We start from the raw sequence: 26532 nt of genomic DNA, 5'->3' as shown, positions 1-26532 counted from the left end.
AGCCGGACCACAGTCAGGTATTGGGCAAATCCTATTTGCAAGGTTGATAGAGTGATCTTCTGCTGCACTCTCACCCAATGGTTACATGCCGTGGATTCGTCCCGACGCAACGAATTTGCCAATCGTTCGGCAGACTTGCTCATATCGCAGCCGCAGTCCATCGGTAATTCCGTACATGGCGCGAATCTCCTCATCCGTTTGGCTTCCGGACAAGCTATCTGCCACCATCTGATGCAGCGCCGCCGCCCAAATATCGATGATCGCATCTTCTTCGACCAGGAGCGAGCGGTAATCCGCCGTACCATATAGTACCATGACAAACTGTGACCATAATTCCTGAGCGAAATAGTAAAGGGTCGGATCATGCACCTGCGTCTGGTCGCCTACGCGATCAAGCACCATTTGCACGGCTGGCGGGAAATCCTCAGGCTTGAGCGGGACTGCCTCAATCTCCACTTCCACCCGCTCCCCTCCGCGCATGATCACCAGCGTCCCCGTCGTTCCGCGGCGGCGCAGCGTTTGCAGTACCCGATATTGAAGAAGCGGATGCATCTCCTCCCGGCTGATCCAGCCGATCAGCGCGTCATCGATCTCGGGACGATCCAGGTATGCAAGCTGTTCCAGGGCAAGGAACGTCTGCTCCGAGAGCGGCTTGTCCCTCACGGCAGCTAACAGCTTGTCCGTATAACCCGCATCTTCGGCTAGCTTGGCCTCCGCGAGCCGACGAGCGAGCATTTCCTCTGTTTCCTCATCTCCCTCGAAGCCCTGTGGTTCCGAATCCGATATGCCGTCTTTCAGCGCGGGAAATGCGCTGGTCAGCCACTCCAGTAAAGCCTGCCATTCCTCGTAATGCCTTGGATCCTCTCCCTGGCATTGAAGCAGAAATTGCAGGAGCTCTACGGCCTCCCCATATCTTTCGGTCTCCAGCATACGGGTCAGTTCGATCTGGTAATAGTCCAACGTTTTGGGAAACAAGACAATGTTGTCTTTCTCATCGGGTCGTGAACTGCTGATAAGGCTACCTCCTTTCTCCTCCGAATCGCAATTAATTGAGATTATAGCATAGTCCCTTGCGAAGGCAAAAACCTCTTGGGCCAAATCGTCGGATTAGAACGCGGATCAGATCGCGGCGATCGCCCTTTTCATCTGCGGCATGTCAATTTTTCTTTATAAGTTATTGCCCAACAACCTTACATGTGATATAATATATTTTGCTTGTGTTTTTCATATTTGAGATGTCCCAGTAGCTCAGCTGGATAGAGCAACGGCCTTCTAAGCCGTCGGTCGGGGGTTCGAATCCCTCCTGGGACGTGACGAAACACTCTCCAAACGGAGAGTGTTTTTGCGTTCCCAGGAGGGTGAGAACCCCGGTGGGGGTCGTCGGAGCGAGGCCGCCCATGCGAGTAGGGCCGATGTGACTGGGATATAGCAGCAACCGAATTCTATTCGAAATTTCATATATAATTCAGACCGAAACAGCCAATATCGCCAAATCTATTCGATTTTTCATATAGATTTCGGCCTTTCGACCTCTGATGGTCCAAATAAGCATGAAATTTCATATATAATCGCCCAAAAGTACCGTTACTCGTTGAATTCTATTCGATTTTTCGCATATATTTCGGACGACGGCGGACAAGGCGGACCACACGGCGGGCAAGGCAGACGACGGCGGACAAGGTGAACCATGGCCGACCATTGCGGACGACGACGCCCCCCTAGTTGCTACCCTACGCGCCGCTATAACCGTCCCACAACAGTTCCTCATACCAGTTCCTATACCGATTTCCCGCACCGAATCCCCTTACCGTTTCCGACACAAAGAAAGAGCCGCTTACCAGCTAGCTCCTTCCCCCATCATTCGGATACAACTTCTGAAGGTGCTCGACCGAATGCCGGATCAACTTACGCAGCACGTCCACATCGATGTCGGCGACTTTATTAATGTAAACACACCCTTTCCCTTGGGTATGCTTCCCGAAGGATTCCAGCAAAGCGCCTCGTCCCGGATCATCCGCGGCAAGATATAGGCTGATCTTCGCCTTCCGAGGCGAGAAGCCAACCAGCGGCGCATCCCCTTCGTGGCCGGAGGCGTATTTGTAGTGGTAGGAGCCAAAGCCGATGATGCTGGGGCCCCACATTTTGGCCGGATACCCCGTTGTCTCTGTAAAAATATCCAGTAACCGATAGGCATCCTCTCGCTTCTTGGCATCGGCCACCCCTTCAATGAACTCGATGACACTGTTGTCGTTTTCTTTGGTCTTCAACTCGTACATTCAGAAACCTCCCTCAAGAATCTCCGTATCCCGCCAATTCAAGTCCCACCGCAAGCCTGTCTCATTTTATTATTCCTTATCCTTAGCTTCCTCCACTCGATCCAGCCACTCGTTCACCAACGCGTTAAACGTGTCCTCTTGCTCAATCTGCAGGTTAAGCCCGGCCCGGTCCATGACCGCAAGCGTACCGCACGGATACAGCTCTAAAAAGCGGAGCGCATCCGCATATCCCACCGACGTGTCCTGCCTGCCGAGCAGGAATAACGAAGGCGCGTCAAACTTCTCCCGATCGATCAGAAAAGAAAACCCATACCGTGCCCGAATCTTGTCCAAAAAAGCGGAATCTGCCATGCGACAGCCGGGAACGATCTCGTTTGCATACCTTCTCCAGGTGTGCCGATCCAAAACTGCGCTCATCGAGCAAAAATCATCATACTCCTCGGGAGACAGTTCATGAATCAACGCCGGATCCTCATAAATAACCGTATGGTCCGGCAGTTCCCGTTGATCTGGATCCGCCACGATCAAGGGTCCGGCACCAACCCATCGATCAACTCCAGCACCGCATCCAGCATCCCGTCCGTATTCTCAATACCCGCATAATTCTTCGACTTTCCCGTCCCCGGCAAATGGCAAATCAAGGTAAATCCTTCTCCACCCCGTGCGATTCTGAAATATCGGTTCCATGCAGCCGCTCATCAGGCGATGGTCAAGCGTAAACCCGTGAATCAGCACGATCTGCCGCATGATGCCCTCATCATAAAGAGAATATATGTTCTTGTCTAGACCTAAATTTACCACACCTTATTCTGGTCGCGCCTGGTCTTGCATCCATCTCATATACAACCTGGCATTAAACCCCGCCTGCTTCCGAAACCAGCGCTGCGGCTTCCGCCGAAACTCGGCATACCCCAATCGTTCATATAAACGAATCGCTGCGGTATTGGTATCAACAACCTCCAAAATATAATCGTCATAACCTAAACGAGATATCAGTTCGTTGTTCAGTTGGCTGGCAACCCCACGACCCCGTGCTTGCTTTGCCGTAGCAACCGCCTCGAAATAACATTGGCCCTCCGCCAAATGCAGCGGTTTTTCCAGCTCCCGACGGACAAGGAAATAAAACAAACTTCCCCGCAACCAGCCAAGTTCCCGCTGAAGCTCAACCCGTTGAAACCGGAAAGCCCGCTTCTGCCCCGCGGAATACGCGAATATCCCCAGAACCTGCTCCCTTTCCAAGGCAACAAAAAACTGCTCTCTGACCAAAGCATGCACAATGGCTTTCGCCAGTTTGTCCCGGTCCGAAGTAAAGTATCGCAGCGAGTCGTAAAAGCCTTCCACAAAAATCTCCGCCGCCTGTATAAAAAGGTGAAACATGCACAGAACGGTCCTCAGGCGGATTCCCCCTCCTTCCCGCGACTTAAGCACAGAATCAGACCTCTCCAGGAAAAATAAAAAAACATCCGTTCCCCATCGAACGGATGCTCTGATAAACCGCCAACCGACAGCGGCTAAACATGATTAGAGTTGAAGACTTGCAATCGCCGCCTTCAAAATATCGCAGGATTGCGTAAATTTGCGCTGTTCCTCCCAGGTCAAGTTCAGTTCCAGCACTTCCTCGATCCCGCCGTCACCGATAATGGCAGGCACACCGGCACAAACTCCGGTCTGTCCATATTCCCCCTCCAGCACAACCGAAACGGCGATGATTTTGTGCTCGTCGTTTAAGATGGATCTCACGATATAAGCGAGCGCGTTCCCAATCCCAAACTGGGTGTTGCCCTTACGGGTAAAAATCTCCCATCCCGCATCTTTGGTTTTTTGCGCGATTTCGTCCAGCTTGACGTGGCGGAACCGCTCCTTATGCTGCTCCAAAATGTGCAGTAGCGGTTTCCCGCCGATCGTGACATGCGACCAGGCCACAAACTGCGAATCCCCGTGCTCTCCCATCGCATACCCGTTTACACTGCGCGGATCAACAGCAAATACCTCCGACAGCAGCGTTTTGAGCCGCGCCGAATCGATGGAGGTCCCAGTGCCGATCACCCGGTTCCGCGGGAATCCCGACACCTCGCGTACAATATAGGTCACGATGTCCACCGGATTGGCAGCGACGACAAACACGCCGTCAAATCCTCCATCCACGATGCGGCTGACGATATCCCGCGTAATCTTCTCCGCCTCGCCCAGCACATCCAGCCGCGTTTGCCCCGGCTTGGGATTCGCCCCTGCCGTCAGCACAACCACATCCATGTCGCGGCAGTCCTCCAGCCGGCCAGCATATACCTTCGTACGGGTTGGCGTAAAATCCATGCAATGCGACAAATCCAGCGCATGTGCCACCGCACGATCATACGTCCGGTCAATCATCATAATTTCTTCGCTGATCGATTGATTGATCATGGAATAAGCGCAAGCCGTACCGACCAGGCCGGAACCAACGATCGTTACCTTCCTCGCTTTTTTAGCCATTCTGCCGCCTCCTTCTCCTATCCATTCTCTATATCCGATGCCTAAATTATAACCGCAGACCGTATATTTGGTGCAACACACAAAAAAACTGCCGGGAATCCTCCCGACAGTTCATAACGATGGATTTAACTTTTCATCCGCGGGTCAAGCGCGTCACGCAAACCGTCGCCCATCAGGTTGAAGGCAAGTACGGTCAGCATGATCGAAATCCCCGGGAAAACTACAGTCCACGGAGCGGTGGCGATGAATTGACGCGAGTCAGACAGCATCTTGCCCCATTCCGGTGTAGGCGGCTGAGCACCTAAACCAAGGAAGCCCAGCGCAGCCGCTTCGATAATCGCCGTAGCGATTCCCAGCGTGCCTTGCACGATGATTGGCGTCAAGCTGTTTGGCAGGATGTGCCGCAGCAAAATCGCGCTGTTTTTCATCCCGATTGCCCGTGCTGCAGTGATATACTCTTCGTTCTTCAGGCCAAGCACCTTCGCCCGCACCAGCCGCCCATACGTTGGGATGTTGACGATGGCGATGGCAAGCAACGCGTTTTGCAGCGACGGACCAAGGATGGCCACGATCGCGATCGCCAGCAAAATGCTCGGGAACGCCAGCAAAATATCGAACAGGCGCGAAATCACCATATCGATCCATTTGCCGTAGAACCCTGCCAGAATGCCGAAGAGCGTCCCCAAAATGATTGATCCCACAACGGAGAACGTCCCCACCCATAAGGAGATTCGCGCCCCGTATAATACGCGGGTGAACAGGTCGCGTCCCAGATCGTCCGTCCCAAACCAATGCGATGAGGACGGCGGTTTTAAGCGGTCGCGCAAAACCTGCTTGTCAAATTCATAAGGAGCAATCACCGGGGCCAGCAAGGCGATCAGAATGAAAAACACGATCATGATCAGGCCGGCCATGGCGATTTTATTTTTGCGGAACGCTTTCCACGCATCGCGCCAAGGTCCGGAAACCTTCCCGGCCGGGACGGCGGTGCTGCGGTTTGTGCTTGCTGTAGTTGCCTCTGCCATGGTTTCCCTCCTTTACCGGTAACGGATGCGTGGATCGACCGCTGCGTACAGCAAATCCACGATCAGATTGATAATGACGAAAATAAAGGCGATAACCAGAATGCCAGATTGAATTACCGGATAATCACGCGAGCTGATCGCTTCGTAAATATACCGTCCCACACCAGGCCATGCGAAGATCGTTTCGGTCAAAACCGCACCGCCAAGCAATGCGCCAGTTTGCAGTCCGATGACCGTCAGCACGGGAATAAATGCATTTTTCAAGGCGTGTTTATAGATGACAATAAATTGCGACAACCCTTTGGCCTTGGCCGTGCGAACGAAATCGGAATTCATGACTTCCAGCATACTCGACCGCGTCATCCGGGCGATAATCGCCATCGGAATCGTACCCAGCGCGACACTTGGTAAAATCAAATGCCTGCACACCGTCCATAACTGATCCCAGCGGCCTGCGATCATGCTGTCGATCAGATACAGATTGGTGACCGCTTCAACCGGATCACGTTGGTTCATCCGCCCGATGGAAGGCAGCCAATGCAATTTAAGCGAGAAGATCCACTGCTCCATCAGCCCGAGCCAGAAGATTGGCATCGATACCCCAATCAACGCGATCAGCATACAAATGTAATCGAACCACGAGTTTTGCTTCCAGGCGCTGATGATGCCGGCATTCACGCCAAAGAAGATCGCAAACGCCATGGCTGCCACGGTTAGTTCCGCCGTAGCCGCCAGATAGGGGGCAATCTCCTGGGCAATCGGTACTCTCGTGCGGATCGATTGCCCCAGGTCACCTTTCAACAAATCTCCCATGTACGTGAAATACTGCTGATACCACGGATTGTTCAGGCCCAGTTGCTCGCGGAGCGCTTCCTTGGACTGCTCCGTTGCCTTCTGCCCCAGAATCGTTTCCGCAGGATCACCGGGAATCGCATGGATAATGGAAAACACGATAATCGTCATGCCGACTAGGACAGGAACCATGATGAGTATTCTTTTCAAAATATAAGCTTTCAAGATGAGGTTCACCTGCCAGAGGCGTTAAGCTCCCGCCTGTTATTCGAAATAGATGTTGCTGTAATATTCCGTACCTGTCGGCGCCGGAACGTATCCTTTCAGATTCGCTCTTGCAGCCAGGAGCGGTGTCGTATGCACGAGCGGAATCCACGGAGCGTCGGCTTTGATGATTTCTTGCGCTTGTTTGTACAGTTCCTCACGTTTCGATTGGTCGGTTTCTTTTTGCGCAGCGACTAACAACTCATGCAGTTCGTCACTCGAATAGTACGTGTAGTTGTTGGACGGAATCGCGTCTTTGTCCAGCAGCGTGTACAGGAAGTTGTCTGGGTCGCCGTTGTCGCCGGTCCAACCGAGCATGAACAGATCGTCTTTTTCACCGGCTTGCGCATCGTCGAGATAAACGGCCCATTCCGGAGATTCGATTTTCACTTTTACGCCAACTTCTTCAAAGTTTTGCTGAATAACTTCGGCTACCTTCTTGCCGTCTGGCATGTAAGGACGGGATACCGGCATGGCATAGAAGACATATTCGCCTGGCAGACCGTTCGGATAACCTGCTTCGGCCAGCAACGCTTTCGCTTTCTCTGGATCATACTCATAATCGGTAATGCTATCGTTGTAGCCCCACAGGGACGGCGGCATTGGGTTCTTAGCCGGTTCAGCTTGGCCTGCGAAGAAGGCATCGATGATCGCTTGCTTATCGACGGCATAGTTCAGCGCTTGTCTTACTTTCACGTTGTTAAACGGTTCTTTCTTCAGGTTGAAGCCGACATAACCTACGTTGTTGGAAGGACGCTCGATCTTTTGCAGATCCGGGTTCGCTTCCAAGGTCGCCAGATCGTCCGGGCTCAGGTCCTCCATCAAATCGATTTCACCGCTTTGCAGCGCGTTGAAACGAGCAGAGTTATCCGGGATAGAGCGAACGATCACTTTGTTCAGCTTCGGAAGCCCTTCTTTCCAGTAGTTCGGGTTCTTCTCTAACGTAATCGAGTCATTGCGTTTCCACTCTTTGAATACGAATGGACCTGTACCTACCGGCTCGTTCTTGAAGTTTTCTTTCTTCTCCTTGATGGCCGTTGGGCTGGCGATCCCGAAAGAGGTCATGGCCAGGTTTTGCAAGAACGGCGCTTGCGGTTGGTTCAGTGTAAACTTAACCGTGTTCTCGTCGACCGCTTCTACTTCCTTGATAACGCGTTTGCCGTCTGGACCAAACATGGAATCATAGTAGTCAAAGGAGTCGCCTTCAAATTTGTATTCGCTGTTTGGATCAGACCAACGGGTGAAGTTGAATACAACCGCATCCGCATTAAAATCCGTACCATCATGGAACTTCACGCCTTGACGCAGCTTGAAGGTATAGGTCAAACCGTCGTCAGATACCGTCCAGCTCTCGGCCAACGAGCCTTGAACCTCGGTTGTTCCTTCTTTGTACTCCAGCAAGGAATCAAAGACTTGGTGGGCGATTTTCAAAGATTCACCGTCGGTTACGATGGCTGGGTCCAGAGAAGCGGAATCCCCGCCGCGGCCTACAACCAATGTATCTTGGGCCGAACCGGTCGGAGTGGTTGCCTCCGTATTCGCGCCCGTATTCGTTCCGCCGGAATTACTGCCACCGGCATTGTTGCTGCCTCCGCACCCCGCCAAGGCGATGGCGGCGCTCAGCATCGTAACAAGAACAACACTACTCCATCTCTTTGCTTTCATTTTGTGGCTCCCTTCTGAATCCCAATATATAATTTCTTGTTTATAAAAAAGCTGGGCATAGTACCCAGACTATAAACCTTTAGAGGTAGTTCAAAACGTCATCTTTATGCCAAGCTCGCGCTTCCTGTGTTCTTCACTTCGGTGTACAGATGGCAAGCCGTCAAATGGCCCGCATCCGTCTCAGCCAGCTCAGGGCGGTGCGTCCGGCAAACGTCCATTGCCATCGGACACCGCGTATGAAACGCGCAGCCGACCGGCGCATTAGCCGGGCTGGGCACTTCGCCTTGCAGAATAATCCGCTCGGTCTTCTTGTCCGGATCCGGCTGCGGAACTGCGGAGAGCAACGCCTGGGTATACGGATGCTGAGGTGACGAGTACAGCTTGTGTTTGTCGGCAATCTCAACGATCCGGCCGAGGTACATAACCGCTACCCGGTCGCAGATATGCTTCACGACACTTAAATCGTGGGCGATAAAGATGTACGTCAACCCGAACTCCTCTTGCAGATCCTGAAGCAGGTTCACCACCTGCGACTGGATCGACACATCCAGCGCGGAAACCGGCTCGTCGGCGACAATCAGCTTTGGCTGGAGCGCCAATGCACGGGCGATCCCGATCCGCTGCCGCTGACCGCCGGAGAATTGGTGCGGATAACGCTGCAGATGGCTTTGCGTCAGACCAACGACATCGATCAACCGGTCGATCATCTGTTTACGTTCCTTGGCATTGCCCACGCCGTGAACGATCAGCGGTTCCTCCAGAATCCGCTGCACCGTATGGCGAGGATCCAACGAGGAGAAGGGATCCTGGAACACAATCTGCATATCCTTGCGTTTCCGGCGCAGCGCCTCTGGCGACAAAGCCGTGATGTCCTCCCCTTCAAAAATCACCTTGCCGCCGGTCGGCTCAATCAGCCGAAGCAGGGAACGACCGGTCGTGGATTTCCCGCAGCCGCTTTCCCCCACCAGTCCAAACGTTTCGCCCCGTCGCACGGTAAACGAGATGTCATCGACCGCTTTAACGAATTGCTGTGACTTGCCAAACCATCCGCCCCCGGTAGGGTAGTATTTTTTCAGATGTTCAACTTGCAGTAAGGGTTCACTCATACAACTTCCTCCTGTGGCGTTTCATGGAGCCAGCACCGGCAGCTATGCGCCGTTTCGTATTCCTTCAGCTCAGGCAGCTGCTCCGAACAAATCGGCATCGCATGCGAACAGCGTTCGGCAAAGCGACAGCCTTTCATCCGGGTGTTCAGGATCGGCACGTTGCCTGGAATGGAGAACAGGCGCTTGCGGTCCTCGTCCATGCGCGGCACCGACTTGATCAGCCCTTGGGTGTAGGGATGCAGCGGATTTTTAAAAATATCCCGCACAGGGCCCTCCTCCACCACTTTGCCGGCATACATCACAGCTACCCGGTGGCACATCTCGGCAACGACCCCAAGGTCATGCGTGATCATCATTACGGCCGTACCGTTCTCCTCATTCAAGCGCCGGATCAAATCGAGGATCTGTGCCTGGATGGTCACGTCGAGTGCTGTAGTTGGTTCGTCAGCGATCAGCAACTCCGGATTACAGGAGATCGCCATCGCGATCATCACCCGTTGTCTCATCCCGCCGGAGAGTTGATGCGGATATTCATCGATGATGGCCTCCGGCCGAGGAATGCCAACCTTTTTCAGCATGTCGATGGTATGTTCCCGTGCTTGCTTCTTGCTGAGCCCCCGGTGCAGCCGAACCGTCTCCCCAATTTGTTGGCCGACGGTAAACAGCGGATTCAGCGACGTCATCGGCTCCTGAAAAATCATGGAAATCGAGTTCCCGCGAATCGCTCGCATTTCCCGCTCCTTCATCGGAACAATGTCCTTCCCCTTAAACTCGATCGACCCTCCCGTAATTTTGCCAGGCGGCTGAGGGATCAGCTTCAAGATCGACAAGGAGGTAACGCTTTTGCCGCAGCCGGATTCGCCAACGACGCCAAGCACCTCGCCGGGATTCACATACAGGTTCACGCCGTCCACCGCAGGGATTTCGCCTCGGTCGGTAAAAAAGTGAGTGTGCAAATCCTTAATCTGCAAAATGGGTTGAATCATGTTTACAGCCTCTTTTCCCGTAAAAATGGAATCTCGCAATTCGACAATGTCCGTCAGTAATAGACAAATGTACAATCGATCTGTCGTGCTGTAATTTCCTAAAGCGTAAAGATGCAGCAGTGCCCTCTATCTCTATGTTAGTTGCGGCACTCGACCTTCGATTGTCTCTACAACGCGGACGAATGTACATTCTCGCTTCCGCACAGCAATCAGGTAAAGCAGAAGCCTAAGCAGAAGGGGTCAATGAAGCGATATACGGTAAATCACAATTACTCTGCCGTAATTTCGCTAAAAGTGACGATTTATCGAACTATGGTCAATTGGAGTGTTAAGTTAACTGACATAAATTAATGGCTTATTTGATAAGCTACTTTACAGCATTTTCACAGAATAGACAATAGAAAATTTCAGAATGTCATGTCTATGACAGCTATTTAGCAGGTAATTCATAAAATTTGAGATTATCGGAACATTTAAGGTAGAATGGAAGTAAACGTTATCAAAATATGTGAGAGGTGATGGTGATGAGTTTCACGTTAACTTTGGGAAGTCCGGCACCAAACTTTAACCTGCCGGCTACGGATGGCCAGACCTACTCTTTGGAATCTTTTGCTTTGGCCAAGGTGCTCGTCGTGTTTTTTACTTGCAATCACTGTCCTTATGTGCTTGGCTCTGATGAAGTCACGCGGCAAACAGCAGAGAAGTTCAAGGATCGGGGAGTCGTATTTGTAGGGATTAACTCGAACAGCGAAAACACCCATCCGGAAGATTCTTTCGAGCACATGGTCAAACGGATGGAGCAGCATCGATTCCCTTGGGTGTATTTGCGGGATAAGGAACAAACGGCAGCGAAAGACTATGGTGCGCTGCGCACGCCGCATTTCTTCGTCTTTGATGCCGACCGCAAGCTCGTCTATACGGGACGCGGCGTTGATAACCCGCGCGACACGAGCAAAATGACGGTTAACGATCTGGATCGGGTGTTGGAGGAGCTCACCACCGGGCGCGAAATTTCGATTCCGCTAACGAATCCGATCGGCTGCAATGTGAAATGGGAAGGGCAGGACGCTCACTGGATGCCAGCGGACGCCTGCGATTTGGTGTAAGCCGATGAGCCGCCTTTACGATTTTGAAGTCCGTACGATTACGGGTGAAACCACGACGCTCGCGCCATATCGGGGACAAGTGCTGCTCATCGTCAATACCGCCAGTGCATGCGGATTGACACCGCATTATGCGGGGCTGCAGCAACTGTACAGCAAGTACAAGGACCAAGGCTTCTCCGTTCTTGGGTTCCCCTGCAATCAATTCGCCGAGCAAGAGCCTGGGACGGAAGCAGAGATTAAGGCTTTCTGTGAAACGAATTATCAAGTCACTTTTCCGCTCTTCGCCAAAATCGACGTAAACGGGGAGCACGCCCACCCGTTATACCGTTATCTGCGGGAGCATACGCCAGAACCTTACGATACGGGGGATATCGAATGGAACTTCGTGAAGTTCCTTGTTGGGCGAGACGGCGAGATCGTCAAGCGGTATGCGGCTCGCACCGAACCCGCTGAGATTGAGCCGGACCTTCAAGCGCTGCTGTCTAGTTCGGCGGCAGGCCGTTAATCTCAAGCCCTAACGCCCATACCGCCAAAGCCGCCGGAAACTTAATACTCCGGCGGTTTTTTACGCAGTCTCTCCGCATAAAAAACTTCGTTCTAATCGACAATTTTCGCTATAATCTTATTTATGCTAACCACTAGAAGAACTGAGCCTTTTCGTTATTCTCTGAATCCACCGATCGCCGCCATCGCTCGAAATCCTGTCGATCGACGGGCAGGCGCTGCCCTTGAAACCTGCGCAGATCGTGAGAGGGATGGCTGCATCCGAAGCATCATCGTAAAGTAAATCGAAACGCCCCGACCGGTAATTAATGGCGGGGCTTGATTCTTGTCTGCGTTGGCGTTATAATATTTCTTGCTTAGCTCTTGCGGGTGTAGTTCAATGGTAGAACGCCAGCTTCCCAAGCTTGAGGCGAGGGTTCGATTCCCTTCACCCGCTCCATAACCTTTTTTTAACCTCTAGCCCTTTGATTAACAAAGGGTTTTTTTGATTTTATCTGGAAGATGCGGATCTTACCACATTTGGGGGCGAGTTCTTTATTTGACTTCCCCTGAGCCAGGGTCGAGATGAATTAACTGGAAAACTTACCGTTAATATTTGATTTTTTCTCACGTGCAAGCTACTAACTGGAAATTCTACTGTTATTTTTGCTGATTTCCCGCTCAGGGGCATTTTTGAACAAAATTAACAGTAGGATTTACCTCTAATTCTTCGGTTTTGTCCAAAAACGGCCAAAATAGCGGTAGAAAATCCAGTTAGTTGATTGTGGGGGTTCTCGCCCAACCTGGGACTATAGCAAAAAGAGCACCCCAAAGGGTGCTCTTTCGTCACGTCCCAGGAGGGATTCGAACCCCCGACCGACGGCTTAGAAGGCCGTTGCTCTATCCAGCTGAGCTACTGGGACACGTCGTTATAAAAAAAAGGATGCGTTAATTATTATAGCGCATCCTTTTTGTTTTTCAAAGCGTTTTTGGCATAAATTTGGTGATTCCTCCCTCAATGGGGCAACTGCTCCAATCGGGCGACGATCTGCTCATTCGCGAGCAGATTCTGCAGGAACTCCTTCCGCTGAGCTTCCGGCTCCGGCCAGCCCCGATCCCCAAACCGCTCCTCCGCCACCTCAGAGAACGCCTGATGCAGATTATTATCGTACCAGTCGATCTCCAAGTTCGCCTCGCTGCGGATCATCCGGATGATTTCATACCCTTTCCCGTCCGCAGCACGCGCCACATATACAAAAAGCTCGGGGTCTCCCACCGCGCCCGGATACACCTGGATCACGGCACAGGGTCGCCCTTGGTGCTCATCCATCCGCCGATATTCCGCGTCCTTGATATAATACGTCACAGGCGTCGCTCCTTTCCGATGGACATCCAAACAGCTACAGCTGTGCTGCAAAACCGGAGCGCTCCATTTGCGCCCGCGTTTCCGCCGTGCCCAGCCGGTAAATTTCACGATACAACGCGTTCAGATAACTTTCGTAGCTGCGGTTGACCTCATCTTCCGGCGTATCCGGCCAAGGATAGGTAAAAGCCATAAACCCGTTCTCCTCCTTCTCCCCCAAATGCTCGAGCATATGACTCAGGTGATCCGCCTCCTCCCGGGTGGCTTGAATCTCCCACTCGTACGCTGCAGCGCCGGGATCCTCAAGGAGCGATCGCCCTTGAACCGAAACGTAATAAGTCCTTTTTTCCATGGTTAACCCTCCTTCTTATGCCTTGCTTCACCTCGCGCTATACTGCCTCCACGCCATAGTTTTCCATAATGGACAGACATTTTATGCCCTCGTTCGGCATAATTTGTTAATACTTTTCACCCGGTCGGCAAGCGGGGACTGTAAAGCAATGCGGAGAGGAGATAGCAAAAATGTGCGGAATAACCGGCTTTATCGAATGGAACCGGGACTTGACGAAAGAATCGGATCTGGTGTTATCCATGACATCCTGTCTGGAAAACCGGGGACCGGATGCCCAGGGAACTTGGATTTCCGGCCCGTGTGCTTTCGGACATCGTCGCCTCAGCGTCATGGACCCCGAGAACGGGGCACAGCCGATGATTATCCATGAGGAAGACGCGGTATTTACGATTGTATATAATGGGGAAATTTATAACGCGCTGGAGCTGAAAGCGGAGCTGCAGCGGAGAGGCCGAACGTTCCGTACCAACTGTGATACGGAGGTGTTGCTGCAATCGTATATCGAGTGGGGACCGGATTGCGTCTACCGGCTGAACGGAATTTTTGCGTTCGCCATTTGGGACAGCGTTCGGGAGCATGTCTTTTTTGCCCGAGATCGTCTCGGGGTAAAACCGTTATTCTACAGCGAAATTGACGGCACCCTGATCTTTGGTTCCGAGCCGAAAGCGATTTTGCGGCATCCGAAGGTTGAGCCCGTCGTCGGGCCTGAAGGCCTTGCCGAAATTTTCGTCATCGGTCCGGCGCGGACGCCCGGCCATAGCGTGTACAAGGATCTGAAGGAGCTGCGTCCGGGCCACGTCATGATCTTCAACCGCAATGGACTGCGAAAATACGCCTACTGGAAGCTGGAAGCCGAGCCCCATACGGACAATGTAGAGGAAACCGCCGCAACGATTCGCCAGCTGCTGCAGGACACGATGGAACGCCAGCTCATTTCCGACGTGCCGGTGTGCACCTTGCTGTCCGGAGGTCTGGACTCCAGCGCACTGACCGCGCTGGCCGTCGATTATTACAAGCGGACCGGCCAAGGTCAAGTCAATACGTATTCGATCGATTACGTCGACAACGACAAGCATTTCCAGGCCCACAGCTATCAGCCTGGCGCGGACGGCCCGTGGATCCAGCGGATGGTCGAGGAGCTGCAGACCGCCCATCACGCGATCAAGTTTGATACGCCTGAGCTGGTTGCGGCGCTGCCCGACTCGACGATTGCCCGCGATTTGCCGGGCATGGCGGATGTGGACGCCTCGCTGTTGCTTTTTTGTAGGGAGATTAAAAAAGGGGCCACCGTCGCCATCTCCGGCGAAGCTGCGGACGAAGTCTTTGGCGGCTACCCGTGGTTCCACCGCGAGGAACTGCTGAATTCGGGAACGTTCCCTTGGTCTGTGGCGACCGGGCTGCGCGCAGATCTGTTGTCGCCGGAAATCCGCGAATGGATCAAGCCGGAGCAGTATATCGCCGATCGATACAGCGAAGCGGTCGCGGAGACACCGAAGCTGGAAGGGGAGAAAGGCGAGCGGGCTCGGATGCGGGTCATGTCGTACCTGAACATCACGCGGTTCATGCCAACGCTGCTGGACCGCAAAGACCGCATGAGTATGGCTGCAGGATTGGAAGTCCGCGTGCCTTATTGCGATCACCGACTGGTGCAGTATGTCTGGAATATTCCGTGGGAGATCAAAACGACCGGGAACCGGGAAAAAGGGATTTTGCGCAAAGCGCTGGAAGGCATCCTGCCTGAAGACGTACTTTACCGCAAAAAAAGCCCCTACCCCAAAACGCATAACCCGAACTACCTGACTGCCGTGCGGGATCAAATGCTGAAGATTCTCGACGACCCGACCTCGCCGATCTTGCCGCTGATTAATGCGGACAAAATTCGCGCCATCGCCGCGTCCAAGGAATCGTCCTCCAACCTGCCATGGTTCGGCCAGCTGATGAGCGGTCCGCAGCTGTTTGCGTATTTGTCGCAGGTGAACTTCTGGCTGAGCACCTACAACGTGAAAATTCGTTAATTGAAGCGCAAAAAGCAAGCCGGGAACCTTACCCAGGTCCCTGACTTGCTTTTTTTGATGTCGCTTATAGTGGGTTGCGAAAAAATAACTGGAAAACCTGCCGTTAATTTTACCGGTTCGGGTGCTTTAACAGGCATTAACGGTATTTCCTGACGTTAATTTCGGGCATTTGGGCCGTTTCCGGCCTTTAGGGCAAAATTAACTGTAGGTTTTACCGTTAATTGGTGCAACGAGCCAAAAAGTCGAAAATTAACAGGAGGATTTACCGTTAATTTCCCGCAAGCAAGCGGCTATGCGCCAAGCCGCACGGGCTGCACGGGCTGCACGGCCTCCTCGGGCCTCACGTGCTGCACGGTCACACGGCCCTCGCCTACTTCCCCGCAGCCGCCCCGCTCAGCTTGTCCGCCAACGCCCGCAGCGCCGCGCCGCGATGGCTGACGGCCTGCTTCTCCTCCAGCGTCAGCTCGGCCATGGTCTTCTCGTACGCCGGCAGATAAAACAGCGGGTCATACCCAAACCCGCCGCCGCCCGCCGGCTCGGAGGTGATCCAGCCTTCGACTTCGCCGGAGGCTTCGATAAACTGCCCATTGGCCGGGTCGTACAAGGCCAGGTGGCAGACAAACCGCGCCGTGCTCAGCAGCGGCTGCTCCGTATCCTCGCCCAGCCGCCGCTTCTCGAGCTCGGCGAGCAGCTTCTCGTTGTTGTCCTCGTCGCTGGCGCCTTCCCCGGCATATCGGGCCGAATAAACGCCCGGCGCACCGTCCAATTGGTCGACGCAAAGGCCCGAATCGTCGGCCAGCACAGGGCGGCCTAGCGCGTCGCCGACCGTTTTGGCCTTCTTACGGGCGTTCTCGGCGAACGTCGTCCCGTCTTCCACCACCTCCGGGGCATCCGGGTAATCGGCCAAGCTCCGAACCTCTTTGCCCAGCGGCGCCAAGGCATGCGCGAATTCCCGCACCTTCCCGGCATTACGGGTCGCCACGATAATCTCCGTTCCTTCGATCATGCTTACACCACCGATCGGGACTGCCCGCTTCCGATCAGCAGCGCAATCGGCCCCAGCGCCTCACGCTGCTGCTCGATCATCTCCCGAATCCCTTTCTCGGCGAGCTCCAGCATATGATCCAACTCCGCCCGGGAGAACGGGTTCTCTTCCCCGGTACCTTGAACCTCAACAAACTGGCCGTTGCCGGTCATCACCACGTTCATGTCGACCTTCGCTTTGGAATCCTCCTCATAGTTGAGATCCAACAACGTGTCCTCCCCAACGATCCCTACGCTGACGGATGCGAGAAAGTCCGTGATCGGAAACTTCGGCAGCGCGTGCTTCTGAGCGATCTTGTGCATCGCCAGCGCCAACGCCACGAACGCCCCGGTAATCGACGTGGTCCGCGTTCCGCCATCTGCCTGCAGTACGTCGCAATCGATCGTGATAGAGCGCTCACCCAGCGCCTGCAGATCGACGACCGAACGCAGCGCGCGGGCGATGAGCCGCTGGATTTCCATCGTACGGCCGCTCAACTTCCCGCGGGCTGATTCCCGCTGGTTCCGGGTTTGAGTTGCGCGAGGGAGCATCGAATACTCCGCCGTTACCCAGCCTTTGCCCTGCCCTTTCATAAACATCGGGACCTTCTCTTCGACCGTAGCGGTACACATCACCTTTGTATCGCCCACCTCGATGTAGACAGACCCCTCTGCGTATTTATTAACATTGACGGTTAAATTCATCGCTCGGCGCTCGTCCGCCTGGCGTCCGTTGCTTCTCATCTTTTACTGCCTCCTACGTGTTCTTGCTGTCAATATGCTTTCCCTATTCTACCAAAGTGTGGGCATAAAAGCACCTTTCCATTCGGCCAAAAAAAGAACCCTGCACCTAGCAGGGTCCGGTTTGCCTCTTAGGGCGCGCCGCGAACAACATAGTTACAGCGGGATTTCGTTAATCGTTTCCGGCCGTATCACCGGTTCGCTGTAGGTCTGGTTATCCAGGCCGACAACTTCCTTCTGTCCGTTGAGCCAAATGCGCACCTTGCTGTCGTCCCGGTTCTCCGTCACCGTCAGCACCAGAGATTGCAGCATTTGTGCTGGCAGTTTCTCCCCGGCTTCAAACATATCGTCCTTCAGCGCAACGGTCACAATGCCGTCCTTCGAGACCTCGACACTTTCCAGCTTCGTGTTATCGGTCACGACCCGCTCCAGGCCGTCTCCTTGTTGCGGCCCTTTGAGCAGTTCGCCGAGCGCGGATTTCACGCGATCGCCGTCGGCCGGGACAAATCGCGTCACCGGGACGAAGTATTGGACCCCCTCTGGCGTTGCTGCGGAGAAGTATACAATGACCGGGCTCAGTTGGGATAAGCCGGATTCTGCTTTAATTTCGAGATTAATCCCAAAATTACGGCTAAGCGGCCGATCCAGCGGCGTACCGTTCACCGGCATTTCGTTTAACTTCTGCCCGTCCACCCATAGCTGAACCTTCTCCACATCCGGCGTTCCGGTTAATGTCCAGGTCAACGCTTCAAGAATTTTGCGCTCATCGGCGGCTTCATAGCCCGTAAATGCTTGGTTAAACTCGACGACAGCCAGCTTCTCATCTTTTTTAACAGTTACAGCCTTCACTTCACTGCCCGCCGGAAGAATGCCGCTAAAACCAACCGGGAGGAGGCTCGCATACTTGCCGTCCTTCACCAGCATCTCCAGCATCCGGTTCAGCTTCAGCGAAGCCTCGCCATCAGGCAAGTGCAAGGCGACCGGGGCCAGCAAGCCATGCTCGTTCGCCAAGTAAACTGTAGAGAGTGCTTCCTCCTGGGCAAAGCTTGTCTGCTCCGCGGCATCCAGACCTTCCAACATTTGCGTTTCAATATCGGTAGGCGGAGGATCGATTTGAGCGGAGCTTCCCCCAAACATACCGCAGCCCGACAGCAGCAGCGGAAGCGATATTGCCCCGGCGGCAGCCGTATTTCGTAATCGGCGGTTCCATTTCATTTTTGCTCGTGCCTCCCTAAGTTTTTCAATTGGCTAAGATTTGTATTACTATATATACGAGCCTTGTCCCGAAACATAACTATATTTTTCCGGGATCTGGACAAACTTCTTCATATCTTGTCAATCCAACTATTAATGACGAGGAGTAGAGTGTATGGGGATGGAACAACCAAAGGCCAAAGCGCCTTACAGTCTGAACAGCAAAAAGGTCGCTGATGCCACCAAGGAGTGGCTGCACAAGCGCGGCGTAACGACGGAGCAAATCGCGGAACTCGTAATGTTTTTGCAGCAAAAATACTACCCGAACCTGACGATGGAAGAGTGCATACATAACGTAGAGCAGGTGCTGACCAAACGCGAAGTGCAAAATGCGGTGCTGACCGGCATTCAGCTCGATATTTTGGCAGAGCAGGGGATGCTGATCCCTGAACTGCAGGACATGATTGCCAATGACGAGGGGTTGTACGGGGTGGACGAGATTCTGGCCTTCTCGATCGTCAACGTGTATGGAAGCATCGGCTTCACCAACTACGGTTATGTCGATAAGCTGAAACCGGGTATTTTGGAACGGCTGAATGACAAGACGCTGGGTCCGTGCAATACGTTCTTGGATGACATTGTCGGCGCCATTGCAGCCTCGGCCAGCAGCCGGATCGCCCATCGCAAACAAGCGGAACGGGAAAAAGAACGCGGTGAGGAATCCCTCGACTCCGAGCGGTAATCTCCATCAGTGCAACGCAAAGAAGGACGGCAAATCAAATGCCGCCCTTCTTTTTGCATTATTGGACTATTCCACCGGAGCATACCGGATAACCTCGTCTGTACCTTCTCCGTTCGTCTGCTCTTCAGCCCGCCCTTGCCGGACCAACTCAACTAGATGGGCCAGCGTTTCTGACATGGCAAAGCGCATTTGGTGGATGCTAAGCTCCGTGCCAAATAAGGCGGCGCAAACGTCGAAAGCCGTTTGCGGCCGCTCCTGCAGCAATCGTTCGATGCGCAGGAGCCGCTCGCCGTGATGCTCAAGCAACAGCCGCACACGCTCCGCAAAATAATCAAACGGATTGCGGTGTCCCGGATATGCGGTTGCCACCTCGTAAGCGCTCAGCTTCTCCAGCGAATCCAGGAACGATTGCAGCGGCTGCGGATCACTGCCAGGCAAGAAGCTGACGTTGGGGGAGATTTGCGGCAGCACCGCATCCCCGCAGAACATCAGTTGGTGTTCGGCATTATAAAAGGACAGGTGCCCCGGGGCATGTCCGGCCGTTTCAATCGGCAGCCAGGCTCGTCCACCCATCCGGATCGGCTCTCCCTCCCGGAGAAAGGTTACTTCGGGAGCCGGCGTGACCTGAGCGAAAAAGCCCTGCAGATGCCCGGGCAGCTGGCTGTACCACGATTCCGGCATCCCGTGCCGCCGGTACAAATCGGGCAGCGCTTTGTGCATCCGGCTGTCCGGCCCCCACATCAGCCGCGTCTCTTTATAAGCCCGCGGCGACATCAATACGGCCGCTCCGGTGACCTCCTGCATATATCCCGCCAGGCCATAATGATCGGGGTGGTGGTGGGTCAAGACGATTTGCCTAATGTCGCGCGGCGATATCCTGAGATCCTGCCAAGCTGCCCGCCACTCTTCGATCGTCTCCTCCGTTCGCGGCCCTGGATCGATGATGGTAATCCCCTCTTCTCCCTTCAGCACGTAGCTGTTCACCCTGCGCAGGGGAGGGGCCATCGAGATCGGAACACGGGCCACGAACTCCCGGTCCCAGAGCTGGATTTCCGGCAATAATGTCATGGCCGCACCCCCACCAAAATCATGCGCCGAGACGTCTTCGGATCGTAAAGCTCTTCATCATAATCCCCATGAACGTTCTGCAAGGTTAAACCGGCCTCCTTCAGCATCCGCCGAAAATCATCCAATTCGTACAGCTTAATCCGCTCCATATAATGCCTTGGTTCTCCGCCAGGGGCGGTAATTTCGATGTCCTTGATGACATACCCATCTTCAATCCGCCGCCGTTCTACGATCTGCTGCCCCGCGTCCTCCCGTACCGAATACGGAACAAGATGGGCGGCAACATAAGCGGGATTAAGAAAATCGAGAAGGAAACGGCCCCCTGACTTCAGTACGCGGGCCGCTTCCCGCAGCACCTTGATCTGCTCCTCGTCCTTTTTAAAATAACCAAATGAAGTAAATAAGTTCACCACCGCCTCAAACTCCCCGCTTTGAAGCGGCAACTCGCGCATATCCGCCCGGTGCCAGGTGATCCGACCCTCGGGGTCGAGGCGTCTCGCCTCGCGCAGCAACACCTCTGACAAATCCACGCCGGTCACCTTGTAACCCGCTTCGGCCAGCGCCAGCGAATGGCGGCCCATGCCGCAGCATAAATCCAACACCTTCGCACCTGGAGGAAGATGAAGCCAGCGGATCATCCGCTGAACTTCGTGTTTCGCACCTTGCGCATCGCGGTGCTTATATACCAGCAAATAATCTTCCCCGAAACTAAGCTCATACCACTCCGCCATCTTCCCCTGCCTCCATACGATCCGTCCCAATTGGATATGTACTCAAATGCATCCGTGTATCCTCATTGTACCGTCAGACTTCCGGAAACACAAAGCGATCTTGAAGTGTTCAAACCGAAATACCAAAAACCGCCGAAGCAGGGCTTCGGCGGTTCAGAATGGCTGCTGCTTCAGCCGAATTACTCGGCAGCGGCTGCATCCGTAAATGTATTGGTGATTTTCGCTTTGCTGCGAACGTCCTCCAGCCACGCTCCCGACATGCTGGAAACCTGTTGGGAGATAAGGCTCTTGCGGATCTCATCCTTCTTCTCCTCCAGCGTTGCCGTGTGGGCTTCCTTCTTGTCGGTGACTTTAATGACCTGATAACCTTCGCTCGTCTTAACAGGCTCGCTAATCTCGCCTTTCGCCAGCTTGAAGGCGGCTTCTTCCACCGCTTCTTCCATTTCGCCGCGGGCGAAGAAATCGGTGTCTCCTCCTTGATCCTTCGTAGCTGTATCCAGCGATTTGCTCTTGGCCAGCTCTGCAAAATCGGCGCCTTCCTTCAACTGCTTCACGATATCCTTCGCTTCCTCTTCAGTTGCGACCAAAATGACGGAAGTCCGAACTTGCTCCGGTGTATTAAAGGAATCCTTGTAGGTTTCAAACGTTTCCTTAACCTGCTCGTCGGTAACATTGATCTGCGGTTCCAGCAGCTTCGTCAGCTTCAGCTCCATTTCGACCTGCTTGAGCAAATCATCCATGGTCATCCCGTACTGCTCCAAAGCTTGATTCAGCGCTTCTTCCGAACCAAACTGGGTTTTGTAGGTTTCGATTTCGGCGTCGACATCGGCATCCGTGATCGTGATATTGTTCTTAGCAGCCTCTTGGTTCACAAGCTCCTGGTTGATGAGGTTTGTCAGCGCTTGTTCTCCGCCATTGGCAGCCAGTTCTTCATAGAGCCGGTCCTTCGTAATTTCCACACCGTTAACCGTAGCGACGGCCTCTGCCTTATTCGTGGCAAACGGCGGTTTGATCAGTACAACGACCAGCAAAACAGCCAGTACCAACGATACGATCTGCCATACTTTATTACTGGATGTAGGGGCTTGTACCGGTGCAGTCTCCGTCTCCCCGTTCAGGGGAACCATCACCGGCGTCAAGTCCTCATCGGTTGTGCTGCCCGTAGCCGCGACGGTTACTTCCGCTTCGTTCGCTGGAGAAGATTCCGTTTCCGTCGACGGGTCGCCCACAGCATCCGCCGGATCATTTGCCGCTTTCGCTAGCTGGTCCGTCCCGGCATCCGCCGGACCGGCCTGTCCATCCTGGGCCCGCGTCTCCTCAGCGGCTCCGGTTTCGCCTCCGGTTGCCTCCAACTCTTTTTTTTCCTTTTCGTCCATATGACTTTGCGACTCCCTTCTTCATGAAGCATTCAATTTGGATTCAAAACGTGCTTTCTTGACTTTACCAGATATCCATCGAATTTACCTTAAATATTCCTAAAAAAAGCGCGTCCCTTTTAAGGTGAATTTAAGGAATCGGGAGGCTCTTGCTTTTAATTGCGTCACCCCGTCATTCGTGTTCTCGGCAAAAAAGGTGTAGAATATAAAGGTAAAACTAGTTCTAGTTCGGGAGGAACATTCGACGATGGATTATCAAGCTTATTTTAATACGAACCGCGAACAACACTTAAATGAACTTGGCGAATTGCTTCGGATTCCCAGCATCTCCGCCTTGTCCGAACACAAAGGCGATGTGCAGAAGGCGGCCGAATGGATCGCCGAAGCTCTGCGCCGCGCCGGTATGGAATCGGTGGAGATTCATCCTACTGCAGGGCATCCCATCGTTTATGCCGAGCATCTGCACGCACCAGGGAAACCAACCGTTCTGGTTTACGGCCATTATGACGTACAACCGGTAGACCCGCTGAATCTGTGGGAGACGCCGCCATTTGAGCCGTCCATTCGGAACGGCAAGCTGTACGCCCGCGGAGCGACGGACGATAAAGGCCAAGTGTTTATGCATATCAAGGCCGTGGAGGCGATTTTGAAGCAGGAGAAGGAGCTTCCGGTCAACATCAAATTCTGCATCGAAGGGGAAGAGGAAGTCACCAGCCCGAACCTGCCCGCCTTCTTGGAAGCCAACCAGGACAAGCTGGCCGCTGACGTGATCCTGATCTCCGATACCGCGCTGATGGCACCGGGCAAACCGGCGATTTGCATCGGTCTGCGCGGCTTGTGTGCGATGGAAGTCTCGGTGTATACCGCCAACACCGATTTGCACTCCGGTACATATGGCGGCGGTGTCCCTAACGCGCTGCACGCCCTGGTATCGTTGCTGGCTTCCCTGCATGATGAGCAAGGCCGAGTCACGGTCGAAGGCTTCTACGAAGGCGTTCACGAGCTGTCTGCGCTCGAACGCGAAGAGTTCGCCAAGCAACAATTTGACGAAGAGAAGCTCAAGCGGGATCTTGGCTTGAAGGAGCTGTTTGGCGAAGCAGGGTACTCCTTCGTCGAGCGGACCGGCGCCCGTCCAACGCTGGAACTCAACGGGGTTTACGGCGGATTCCAAGGGGAAGGGACCAAAACGGTACTGCCGAAGGAAGCCCATGCCAAAATCACCTGCCGCCTCGTTGGCGACCAGGACCCGCAAGCCACGATCGACCGCATCGAACGGCATCTGCACAAACACCTGCAGCCGGGGGCAACCTTGAAGGTCAAAGCGACCGAGAAAGCGCGGGCCTTCACATGCAATCCGGAAGATCCGATGCTGCAAAAAGCGGCCGATGCCTACGAAGCCATTTACGGCACTCGGGCGCTGTTCACGAAGGACGGCGGTTCGATCCCGATCGTCGAGACCTTGTCCCGCGTCCTGTCGGCTCCAGCCGTCATGATGGGCTTCGGGCTGCCGGACGAAAACCTGCATGCGCCAAACGAGCATTTTAACCTGGAGAACTTTGACAAAGGGCTGCTCACGATCGTTCATTATTTGAAGTCGCTGTAACGTTAGTTTAGCCAATAACCTCCGGCATCTGATGTGAATAGGATGCTTGGAGGTTTTTTTATTTGCGGATACGCACACAAAAAAACCTTCTCTTACCCCTTCCGGGGTGAAAAAGAAGGCTTGCGGCTTTCTACGAACACGTAGTTCACCGTCAGATTTTCAGCTCCCCAAGCTTGATCAGCTCGACAACCGCCTGCGCGCGACCTTTGACATTCAACTTTTGCATGACGTTAGAAATGTGATTACGGACGGTTTTCTCACTAATAAACAGTTGCCCGGCAATGTCGCGCGTCGTTTTATCCTGCACGAGAAGCTCGAAGACCTCCCGTTCACGATGAGTCAACAGAAATTTGCTGTTACGATCGCTGCTCTTCAAAATGCGTCACCCCTCCTTGCTCGGGTTTTGTGGTTTAACAAGGTTCAGGGATACAGTCAACACATCTTATGAAGAAACAGGGTTAATGGTGCGGTGCCGTATAGAAATGGGCGGCCCGTTATTTGAAGGCCATCGCGGCCTGAACCGCTTTCAGCCAGCCTTGGTAGAGCGCTTCCCGCTTAGACTGCGGCATCGTTGGGATAAACCGGCGTTCCAGGCGTTTGCACTGCGCGACTTCGTCCAAATCGCTCCAGTAGCCGACCGCGAGACCCGCCAAAAAGGCCGCGCCCAACGCCGTCGTTTCGCCGATCGCCGGACGTTCTACGGGAACCCCAAGAATGTCGCTTTGGAACTGCATGAGAAAGCCGTTCGCAACAGCGCCGCCATCCACCTGCATGGACCGTACGGCGTATCCGGCATCCTGCTCCATCGCGCCGAGAACGTCTTTGGTCTGGTAAGCCAGCGCCTCCAGCGTCGCCCGGATAAAATGCTCCTTCGTCGTCCCCCGCGTCAGGCCAAATACCGCGCCGCGAACTTCGCTGTCCCAATACGGGCTGCCGAGACCAACGAAGGCTGGAACAACGTAGACGCCTTCCGTTGAGTCCACGCGCGAGGCGTACACCTCGCTGTCCTTGGCGTTCCGGAACATGCGCAACCCGTCGCGTAGCCACTGGATCGCCGAGCCGGACACGAAGATACTGCCCTCAAGAGCGTACTCCACCTTCCCGTTTAAGCCCCAGGCCAATGAGGTGATCAGCCCGTGCTCCGATACAACGGGGGTACTGCCGGTATTCATCAGCATAAAGCAGCCGGTTCCGTACGTCGTTTTGACCATCCCCGGCTGGAAGCAAGCTTGCCCGAACAGAGCTGCCTGCTGGTCTCCGGCCGCCCCCGCGATCGGCACCTCCTCCCCGAAGAAGTGGTACGGAACCGTCGTGCCGTATACCTCGGAGGAGGATTTCACTTCAGGCAGCATCGCCTTCGGGATGTCCAGAATCGCAAGTAGCTCGTCATCCCAGGTCAGCTCGTGGATGTTGTACATCAGCGTCCGCGAAGCGTTGGAATAGTCCGTTACATGCAAGCGGCCGCCGGACAGCTTCCAGATGAGCCAGGTATCGATGGTCCCGAACAGCAATTCGCCCTTCGCCGCCCGCTCCCGCGAGCCTTCGACATGGTCGAGGATCCACTTGACCTTGGTTCCAGAAAAATAAGGGTCGAGCAGCAGACCGGTTTTGGCCCGGAACAAAGCGTCATGACCGGCATTCCGCAGCTCCTCGCAGATCGCGGCCGTTTGCCGGGATTGCCAGACGATCGCCGGGTAAATCGGGTTGCCGCTGTCTTTTTCCCAAACGACCGTCGTTTCCCGCTGGTTCGTAATCCCGATCCCAACAATCTGCCGCGGCTTGATACCGGATTCCGATAAGCAGGAAGCAATCACCGACATGATCGAGCCCCAAATCTCATTGGGATTCTGCTCGACCCAGCCGGGTTCGGGGAAATACTGCGGGAATTCCCGCTGTGCCGAATGAACAATCTCCCCTTGCCGGTTAAACAAAATCGCCCGCGAGCTCGTTGTGCCTTGATCCAAAGCCAAGATATATTTTTCCATGGAACTCCTCCGTTTCGGTTTGATGAAATAACGCTTTCATTCTTATGTCTATCATAACCCGGCATCCTTCGTGCACGCTATCAGGTTCACGGAGAATCAGCGATAAGAAAAACGTCTATCGACGTACATTCAAAGTAGACAGACCGCGTTTAGCGGAAGTTTAT

Annotated in this window: 25 protein-coding genes and 3 tRNA genes; 7 read left to right on the top strand and 21 right to left on the bottom strand. The window is 54.0% G+C overall.

Annotation, left to right across the window (positions count from 1 at the left end; translation table 11 throughout):
• Positions 1–81: 81 nt before the first annotated feature.
• The gene (locus POTG_RS12265; protein WP_009225145.1) at positions 82–975 is read right to left on the bottom strand and encodes a hypothetical protein; all 894 of its coding nucleotides are present in this window, start codon (positions 973–975) and stop codon (positions 82–84) included.
• A gap of 262 nt (positions 976–1237) precedes the next feature.
• Between POTG_RS12265 and POTG_RS12260 the strand changes: the two genes are divergently transcribed.
• A tRNA-Arg gene (locus tag POTG_RS12260) sits at positions 1238–1311 on the top strand.
• 530 nt (positions 1312–1841) lie between these two features.
• On the opposite strand, the gene POTG_RS12255 is transcribed toward POTG_RS12260, so the two are convergent.
• From POTG_RS12255 to POTG_RS12215, 9 genes are all read right to left on the bottom strand, one after another.
• Positions 1842–2276: a DUF1801 domain-containing protein gene (locus POTG_RS12255; protein WP_009225144.1), complete on the bottom strand. Its 435-nt coding sequence runs from the start codon at positions 2274–2276 to the stop codon at positions 1842–1844.
• 69 nt (positions 2277–2345) lie between these two features.
• Positions 2346–2804: an alpha/beta fold hydrolase gene (locus POTG_RS22730; RefSeq protein ID WP_050769753.1), complete on the bottom strand. Its 459-nt coding sequence runs from the start codon at positions 2802–2804 to the stop codon at positions 2346–2348.
• A 276-nt stretch (positions 2805–3080) separates the two neighbouring features.
• Positions 3081–3653 (bottom strand): GNAT family N-acetyltransferase, encoded by a 573-nt coding sequence (locus POTG_RS12245; RefSeq protein ID WP_036645160.1) that lies wholly within the window; start codon positions 3651–3653, stop codon positions 3081–3083.
• A 144-nt stretch (positions 3654–3797) separates the two neighbouring features.
• On the bottom strand, positions 3798–4748 hold the full coding sequence (locus tag POTG_RS12240; protein ID WP_009225141.1) for an L-lactate dehydrogenase: 951 nt from the start codon (positions 4746–4748) through the stop codon (positions 3798–3800).
• Between the two features lie 125 nt (positions 4749–4873).
• A complete protein-coding gene (gene nikC / locus POTG_RS12235) occupies positions 4874–5773 on the bottom strand; it encodes a nickel transporter permease (protein ID WP_009225140.1) in 900 nt (299 codons plus the stop codon).
• 12 nt (positions 5774–5785) lie between these two features.
• Entirely contained in the window at positions 5786–6790 is a 1005-nt protein-coding gene (locus tag POTG_RS12230) for an ABC transporter permease (RefSeq protein ID WP_009225139.1), read from the bottom strand.
• Between the two features lie 39 nt (positions 6791–6829).
• Positions 6830–8494, bottom strand: coding sequence for an ABC transporter substrate-binding protein (locus tag POTG_RS12225; RefSeq protein ID WP_009225138.1), 1665 nt, complete (start codon positions 8492–8494; stop codon positions 6830–6832).
• A 104-nt stretch (positions 8495–8598) separates the two neighbouring features.
• Entirely contained in the window at positions 8599–9600 is a 1002-nt protein-coding gene (locus POTG_RS12220; RefSeq protein ID WP_009225137.1) for an ABC transporter ATP-binding protein, read from the bottom strand.
• Positions 9597–10586 carry an ABC transporter ATP-binding protein gene (locus POTG_RS12215; RefSeq protein ID WP_028539362.1) on the bottom strand — a complete coding sequence of 330 codons (990 nt, stop codon included), beginning with the start codon at positions 10584–10586 and terminating at the stop codon, positions 9597–9599. Before POTG_RS12215 ends, POTG_RS12220 begins: the two co-directional genes overlap by 4 nt.
• Positions 10587–11110: 524 nt before the next feature.
• On the opposite strand from POTG_RS12215, the gene POTG_RS12210 reads away from it, so the two are divergent.
• From POTG_RS12210 to POTG_RS12200, 3 genes are all read left to right on the top strand, one after another.
• Entirely contained in the window at positions 11111–11692 is a 582-nt protein-coding gene (locus POTG_RS12210; RefSeq protein WP_036645157.1) for a thioredoxin family protein, read from the top strand.
• A 4-nt stretch (positions 11693–11696) separates the two neighbouring features.
• The gene (locus tag POTG_RS12205) at positions 11697–12197 is read left to right on the top strand and encodes a glutathione peroxidase (RefSeq protein ID WP_009225134.1); all 501 of its coding nucleotides are present in this window, start codon (positions 11697–11699) and stop codon (positions 12195–12197) included.
• A gap of 364 nt (positions 12198–12561) precedes the next feature.
• Positions 12562–12635: transfer RNA gene (locus tag POTG_RS12200), tRNA-Gly, on the top strand.
• Positions 12636–13024: 389 nt separating this feature from the next.
• Here the strand turns inward: POTG_RS12200 and POTG_RS12195 are convergent.
• The 3 genes from POTG_RS12195 to POTG_RS12185 all read right to left on the bottom strand — a co-directional run bounded on the left by POTG_RS12195 (position 13025) and on the right by POTG_RS12185 (position 13890).
• A tRNA-Arg gene (locus POTG_RS12195) sits at positions 13025–13098 on the bottom strand.
• A gap of 92 nt (positions 13099–13190) precedes the next feature.
• Positions 13191–13541 (bottom strand): hypothetical protein, encoded by a 351-nt coding sequence (locus POTG_RS12190; protein WP_232282284.1) that lies wholly within the window; start codon positions 13539–13541, stop codon positions 13191–13193.
• Between the two features lie 34 nt (positions 13542–13575).
• The gene (locus POTG_RS12185) at positions 13576–13890 is read right to left on the bottom strand and encodes a hypothetical protein (RefSeq protein WP_009225132.1); all 315 of its coding nucleotides are present in this window, start codon (positions 13888–13890) and stop codon (positions 13576–13578) included.
• A 170-nt stretch (positions 13891–14060) separates the two neighbouring features.
• On the opposite strand from POTG_RS12185, the gene asnB reads away from it, so the two are divergent.
• Positions 14061–15905 (top strand): asparagine synthase (glutamine-hydrolyzing), encoded by a 1845-nt coding sequence (gene asnB, locus POTG_RS12180; protein WP_009225131.1) that lies wholly within the window; start codon positions 14061–14063, stop codon positions 15903–15905.
• A 370-nt stretch (positions 15906–16275) separates the two neighbouring features.
• Here the strand turns inward: asnB and POTG_RS12175 are convergent, their stop codons facing one another.
• The 3 genes from POTG_RS12175 to POTG_RS12165 all read right to left on the bottom strand — a co-directional run bounded on the left by POTG_RS12175 (position 16276) and on the right by POTG_RS12165 (position 18884).
• Positions 16276–16911, bottom strand: coding sequence for an XTP/dITP diphosphatase (locus tag POTG_RS12175; RefSeq protein WP_009225130.1), 636 nt, complete (start codon positions 16909–16911; stop codon positions 16276–16278).
• Positions 16912–16913: 2 nt separating this feature from the next.
• Positions 16914–17672 (bottom strand): ribonuclease PH, encoded by a 759-nt coding sequence (rph, locus tag POTG_RS12170; protein ID WP_009225129.1) that lies wholly within the window; start codon positions 17670–17672, stop codon positions 16914–16916.
• Positions 17673–17825: 153 nt separating this feature from the next.
• Entirely contained in the window at positions 17826–18884 is a 1059-nt protein-coding gene (locus tag POTG_RS12165; RefSeq protein ID WP_009225128.1) for a GerMN domain-containing protein, read from the bottom strand.
• Between the two features lie 154 nt (positions 18885–19038).
• On the opposite strand from POTG_RS12165, the gene POTG_RS12160 reads away from it, so the two are divergent.
• A complete protein-coding gene (locus POTG_RS12160; RefSeq protein WP_009225127.1) occupies positions 19039–19605 on the top strand; it encodes a phosphatidylglycerophosphatase A family protein in 567 nt (188 codons plus the stop codon).
• Positions 19606–19671: 66 nt separating this feature from the next.
• Here POTG_RS12160 and POTG_RS12155 read toward each other — a convergent pair whose 3' ends face one another.
• The 3 genes from POTG_RS12155 to POTG_RS12145 all read right to left on the bottom strand — a co-directional run bounded on the left by POTG_RS12155 (position 19672) and on the right by POTG_RS12145 (position 22780).
• Positions 19672–20673 carry an MBL fold metallo-hydrolase gene (locus tag POTG_RS12155; RefSeq protein ID WP_009225126.1) on the bottom strand — a complete coding sequence of 334 codons (1002 nt, stop codon included), beginning with the start codon at positions 20671–20673 and terminating at the stop codon, positions 19672–19674.
• Positions 20670–21404: a class I SAM-dependent methyltransferase gene (locus tag POTG_RS12150; RefSeq protein ID WP_036645155.1), complete on the bottom strand. Its 735-nt coding sequence runs from the start codon at positions 21402–21404 to the stop codon at positions 20670–20672. The genes POTG_RS12155 and POTG_RS12150 overlap by 4 nt, the downstream gene beginning before the upstream one ends.
• A gap of 179 nt (positions 21405–21583) precedes the next feature.
• Positions 21584–22780 (bottom strand): peptidylprolyl isomerase, encoded by a 1197-nt coding sequence (locus POTG_RS12145; protein WP_009225124.1) that lies wholly within the window; start codon positions 22778–22780, stop codon positions 21584–21586.
• Positions 22781–23027: 247 nt separating this feature from the next.
• On the opposite strand from POTG_RS12145, the gene POTG_RS12140 reads away from it, so the two are divergent.
• Positions 23028–24383, top strand: a complete 1356-nt coding sequence (locus POTG_RS12140; protein ID WP_009225123.1) for a dipeptidase — start codon at positions 23028–23030, stop codon at positions 24381–24383.
• Between the two features lie 151 nt (positions 24384–24534).
• On the opposite strand, the gene POTG_RS12135 is transcribed toward POTG_RS12140, so the two are convergent.
• A complete protein-coding gene (locus tag POTG_RS12135; protein WP_009225122.1) occupies positions 24535–24759 on the bottom strand; it encodes a helix-turn-helix domain-containing protein in 225 nt (74 codons plus the stop codon).
• Between the two features lie 118 nt (positions 24760–24877).
• Positions 24878–26368: a glycerol kinase GlpK gene (glpK, locus tag POTG_RS12130; RefSeq protein WP_009225121.1), complete on the bottom strand. Its 1491-nt coding sequence runs from the start codon at positions 26366–26368 to the stop codon at positions 24878–24880.
• Positions 26369–26532 lie beyond the last annotated feature (164 nt).

This window comes from Paenibacillus sp. oral taxon 786 str. D14, from assembly GCF_000159955.1.
In the GTDB taxonomy this organism is placed as follows: Bacteria; Bacillota; Bacilli; order Paenibacillales; family Paenibacillaceae; genus Fontibacillus; species Fontibacillus phoenicis.
Note: the sequence above shows the minus strand (reverse complement) of the source record. Positions and strands in the feature narration are given on the sequence as shown.

Bases quoted from the DNA above. Each gene is read 5' to 3' on its own strand.
- POTG_RS12155 (WP_009225126.1), bottom strand. From the start codon at position 20,673: ATGACATTATTGCCGGAAATCCAGCTCTGGGACCGGGAGTTCGTGGCC.
- POTG_RS12160 (WP_009225127.1), top strand. From the start codon at position 19,039: ATGGGGATGGAACAACCAAAGGCCAAAGCGCCTTACAGTCTGAACAGC.
- POTG_RS12165 (WP_009225128.1), bottom strand. From the start codon at position 18,884: ATGAAATGGAACCGCCGATTACGAAATACGGCTGCCGCCGGGGCAATA.
- POTG_RS12150 (WP_036645155.1), bottom strand. From the start codon at position 21,404: ATGGCGGAGTGGTATGAGCTTAGTTTCGGGGAAGATTATTTGCTGGTA.
- POTG_RS12215 (WP_028539362.1), bottom strand. From the start codon at position 10,586: ATGATTCAACCCATTTTGCAGATTAAGGATTTGCACACTCACTTTTTT.
- POTG_RS12175 (WP_009225130.1), bottom strand. From the start codon at position 16,911: ATGATCGAAGGAACGGAGATTATCGTGGCGACCCGTAATGCCGGGAAG.
- POTG_RS12220 (WP_009225137.1), bottom strand. From the start codon at position 9,600: ATGAGTGAACCCTTACTGCAAGTTGAACATCTGAAAAAATACTACCCT.
- POTG_RS12225 (WP_009225138.1), bottom strand. From the start codon at position 8,494: ATGAAAGCAAAGAGATGGAGTAGTGTTGTTCTTGTTACGATGCTGAGC.
- POTG_RS12140 (WP_009225123.1), top strand. From the start codon at position 23,028: ATGGATTATCAAGCTTATTTTAATACGAACCGCGAACAACACTTAAAT.
- asnB (WP_009225131.1), top strand. From the start codon at position 14,061: ATGTGCGGAATAACCGGCTTTATCGAATGGAACCGGGACTTGACGAAA.
- POTG_RS12210 (WP_036645157.1), top strand. From the start codon at position 11,111: ATGAGTTTCACGTTAACTTTGGGAAGTCCGGCACCAAACTTTAACCTG.
- POTG_RS12240 (WP_009225141.1), bottom strand. From the start codon at position 4,748: ATGGCTAAAAAAGCGAGGAAGGTAACGATCGTTGGTTCCGGCCTGGTC.
- POTG_RS12245 (WP_036645160.1), bottom strand. From the start codon at position 3,653: ATGTTTCACCTTTTTATACAGGCGGCGGAGATTTTTGTGGAAGGCTTT.
- POTG_RS12255 (WP_009225144.1), bottom strand. From the start codon at position 2,276: ATGTACGAGTTGAAGACCAAAGAAAACGACAACAGTGTCATCGAGTTC.
- POTG_RS12145 (WP_009225124.1), bottom strand. From the start codon at position 22,780: ATGGACGAAAAGGAAAAAAAAGAGTTGGAGGCAACCGGAGGCGAAACC.
- POTG_RS12185 (WP_009225132.1), bottom strand. From the start codon at position 13,890: ATGGAAAAAAGGACTTATTACGTTTCGGTTCAAGGGCGATCGCTCCTT.
- POTG_RS12205 (WP_009225134.1), top strand. From the start codon at position 11,697: ATGAGCCGCCTTTACGATTTTGAAGTCCGTACGATTACGGGTGAAACC.
- rph (WP_009225129.1), bottom strand. From the start codon at position 17,672: ATGAGAAGCAACGGACGCCAGGCGGACGAGCGCCGAGCGATGAATTTA.
- nikC (WP_009225140.1), bottom strand. From the start codon at position 5,773: ATGGCAGAGGCAACTACAGCAAGCACAAACCGCAGCACCGCCGTCCCG.
- glpK (WP_009225121.1), bottom strand. From the start codon at position 26,368: ATGGAAAAATATATCTTGGCTTTGGATCAAGGCACAACGAGCTCGCGG.